This is a genomic window from Planktothrix sp. FACHB-1355 (assembly GCF_014748295.1).
GTDB classification, from domain to species: Bacteria; Cyanobacteriota; Cyanobacteriia; order Cyanobacteriales; family Aerosakkonemataceae; genus Aerosakkonema; species Aerosakkonema funiforme_A.
This window is the reverse complement of record NZ_JACJUP010000879.1, coordinates 1-3,115: the sequence shown is the minus strand read 5'-3', so window position 1 is coordinate 3,115 and position 3,115 is coordinate 1. Positions and strand designations below refer to the sequence as shown.

The 3,115-nt window shown below is 46.4% G+C and carries 5 protein-coding genes; 3 read left to right on the top strand and 2 right to left on the bottom strand.

Annotated elements, in window-relative coordinates; genetic code table 11:
* Positions 1-247: 247 nt before the first annotated feature.
* Together H6S82_RS26380 and H6S82_RS26375 are read right to left on the bottom strand one after the other, a co-directional pair.
* Positions 248-724, bottom strand: coding sequence for a hypothetical protein (locus H6S82_RS26380; RefSeq protein WP_190472433.1), 477 nt, complete (start codon positions 722-724; stop codon positions 248-250).
* 1 nt (position 725) lies between these two features.
* The gene (locus H6S82_RS26375; protein ID WP_190472438.1) at positions 726-974 is read right to left on the bottom strand and encodes a hypothetical protein; all 249 of its coding nucleotides are present in this window, start codon (positions 972-974) and stop codon (positions 726-728) included.
* 181 nt (positions 975-1,155) lie between these two features.
* Between H6S82_RS26375 and H6S82_RS26370 the strand changes: the two genes are divergently transcribed.
* The 3 genes from H6S82_RS26370 (at position 1,156) to H6S82_RS26360 (ending at position 3,020) form a co-directional block, all read left to right on the top strand.
* A complete protein-coding gene (locus H6S82_RS26370) occupies positions 1,156-1,377 on the top strand; it encodes a hypothetical protein (RefSeq protein ID WP_190472439.1) in 222 nt (73 codons plus the stop codon).
* A gap of 12 nt (positions 1,378-1,389) precedes the next feature.
* Positions 1,390-1,590 (top strand): hypothetical protein, encoded by a 201-nt coding sequence (locus H6S82_RS26365; RefSeq protein WP_190472442.1) that lies wholly within the window; start codon positions 1,390-1,392, stop codon positions 1,588-1,590.
* A 200-nt stretch (positions 1,591-1,790) separates the two neighbouring features.
* The gene (locus H6S82_RS26360; RefSeq protein WP_191056966.1) at positions 1,791-3,020 is read left to right on the top strand and encodes an RNA-guided endonuclease TnpB family protein; all 1,230 of its coding nucleotides are present in this window, start codon (positions 1,791-1,793) and stop codon (positions 3,018-3,020) included.
* Positions 3,021-3,115 lie beyond the last annotated feature (95 nt).

Below are 3,115 nucleotides of genomic sequence, written 5' to 3'. Positions count from 1 at the left end.
TGGCATTTGAGCCTCCAATAAGCCAGTGGAGCAATGCCACTGGCTGAATGTGAGAGGATTTATTTAGCTCCCTTTTGCTTCTTTGGGAGTGGAGCCAATGGTCTGTTCTTGGTTGGACTTAGGCCATTGGCTCTTTGGATTTGGGTGGGGGTGGATAAATTCGATCGCATCACGTTGACCAGATTTACTGCTGTGAGTGTGGATAGAACAAATAAGACCCCCATCGCCGCATAAGTAGAGGGTCGGTTTAGCTCTCTGTCAATCCGGCGTTTAAGAGCAACTTTGACCCGCTCGACGATAAGAGATACTTGGGGTCTAGGTCTGATACCTCCAAAACTGAGAATTCGGCATCAATCAAATCGTTCAATTCCTCAACTGCAAGGTCGTCTAGACTTCCGTAATCCCCAGACTCCAAATCGCGGACTAGCCCGACTACGGCAGCACTAACGACCTGCTTTTTCATGGAGTCTTTGAGGTTTCCTGCCAACTTGCCCAAATCACCTTTAATGGAGCCAGAAGGTTTTTGAGTTGTGGTTTTGGTGTGATTGGTTGGCTGCTGGTTTTGGGCGTACCGCTTGCAGGCACTTTTGAGGGTGGCACGCCGATTCGATTTGAGGATGGACACTACGGCGGCTAAAGCCTCGTCTGTGGGGTCGATGCCAAGTTTGGTTAGCTCATCGGATATTTGTTGCTTGCGGCTGGCTGAGATTGAAATGGTGGTCATTTTAGTCAACTCCGTTAATTCTTAGCATTTCGATAGCTTTCTTCCGTCCCATAAGCGCAGCTAGTTCTCGGAATCGCCTTAAGGCTGCAAAAGATTTACCGTCTAACCCCGGTTCGTAACGTGAGTTGTCAAACTCCGATTTGCCGAGCTTTTTTCTCAGTAGCGCTCGATCGCGTCTTAAGGTTTCCTCTGAAATCCCAAGTTCAGATGCAGCAAGCGCTAGCGGCACGTAATCCACTGTGGACTTCATGTTGGTTCATTGGCTGAGTTGTGCTGACTTACTGAGGGCAAAGCGAACGCGATCTGGTTGTCCCCCGAAGGTGGTTGCCGTTCGGTCACAGTTCCCTTATGGGTGTTATCATAGCAAAACTTCATGCAATCGTGAATTCATGAATTAATACAAAATATCAGCTTTAGAGTCTCATGAGAAAATGAATTCAAGAAATCAAGAGACGAAAGGAACTTTGGTAACCAGACGTGACGATCCAGGCTACGCTCAAGTGAGCGGCTACATTCCTAAAGAGCTTGCACTTCGATTCAAGGTTGCTTGTACGGAGGATGAAACCACTCAAAGTGAAGGATTAGAAGAAGCTGTTCAGCTTTGGCTGGAAAAAAGAGAACGGACAAAGCACAATAGGTCAGGTGGGAGCTGACTCCAAGTAAACATGGCGAAAATTAACCCTTTTGCCTTGCCACGATCGCCAGTGGCAACAGCGATCGCTGTTGTTTCCTCTCTATCCCTACAACTTACCAAGCGATCGGAACTGCCCGCCATGCGGCAATTTACTTTTTCATGCAAAGCGATCGCGCCTGGATATAGGCAGGTCGATCGACCTGGCACAGCAATAGTCAAGCTGGTAATTTAACTGATGGGGGTTTGGGGGTGGATAAGTCCCTCGCTATAGATAAGGGCGATTTAAGACAACGCAGTTGTTGCGCCCGATATTTTAGCGATGGGAATTATCCACCCCCCTTGCAAATTTTATCCGGTCAATCCCGGTAAAATTTGCAAGCAACCCGAGCATTCTTAGTAGAGATTGCATATAATAGTAAGAGGAGGGAATCTATGCGACATCAAGCTGTCAAAGTCAGGCTGTATCCAACAGTTGAACAACAGAAGATACTAAGTCAGCACTTTGGTTGCGCTCGTTGGTGGTGGAACTATGCACTCAATTTGTGCATTGAAACCTACAAGACAACGGGTAAAGGTTTGAGTCAGTCTGCATTGAATACATTCCTTCCAAAGCTCAAGAAACAAGAAGAAACACAATGGCTGTCTGAGTGTTACTCGCAGGTTTTGCAGGCTACTACACTCAACCTGGTGACTGCTTATAAAAACTTCTTTGACGGTAGAGCTAAATATCCTCGGTTTAAAGCGAAGAAAAATAGGCAGTCAATCCAGTATCCACAGTCAGTCAAGGTAGTTGATGGGTGTCTCAAATTTCCGGGTCGTGTTGGTGTTGTCAAAGCCAAACTTCACCGACCTATTGCAGGAGCAATCAAGACTGTAACTCTCAGTATGACTCCATCAGGCAGGTATTATGCTTCCGTGTTGAGGTCGATGGATGGAGATAGTCCAACACCTAGCGCAGACGGAAAAGTTGCAGGTATTGACTTGGGATTGAAAGATTTTGCCGTTGTTAACGATGGGGTTAAAACGTCCAAATACGCCAATCCCAAGCACCTAGCTAAGCATGAACGCAACCTTAAAAGGAAACAGCAAAAATTAGCAAGGTCGGAGAAAGGGAGCAAGTCAAGAGATAAAGCCAGAAGATTAGTTGCTAGGGTTCACGAACGAGTTAGCAATGTCCGTACTGACTACTTGCATAAGCTATCGAGGAAGCTTGTTGACGATAACCAAGTCATCGTAGTCGAAAGCCTAAACACCAAGGGCATGGTTCGTAACCATAAACTAGCTAAAGCAATTTCTGATGTGGGTTGGGGAATGTTTGTCAATTTTCTCTCATACAAGCTAGACCGTGAAGGTAAGGTACTGGTAGAGATTGACCGATGGTTTCCTAGTTCTAAACTCTGCTCAACCTGTCACTATCAGATAAGTGAAATGTCATTAGATGTTAGGACATGGATTTGTCCTAGTTGTGGCACTCACCACGATAGAGATGGTAACGCTGCAATCAATATCAGAGCAGAAGGCATCAGAATGCTATCGGTCTTGGGAACCAGGACTGCTGCTGATGGAGGGGATGTGAGTCCGAAGCGAGGACGCAAGTCTAAGCTGACGCAATCCCCCATGAAGTCAGAAGCCCACGCTGTACCGAAGGTCAGCGTTGGGTAGTTCACTGAGTTTATAAACCAGTGCATCAGGTAATAAAGTTATGAGTACAGTTCTGGTTGTAGAAGACAGCGTTACCCAAAGAGAGATGATCTCAG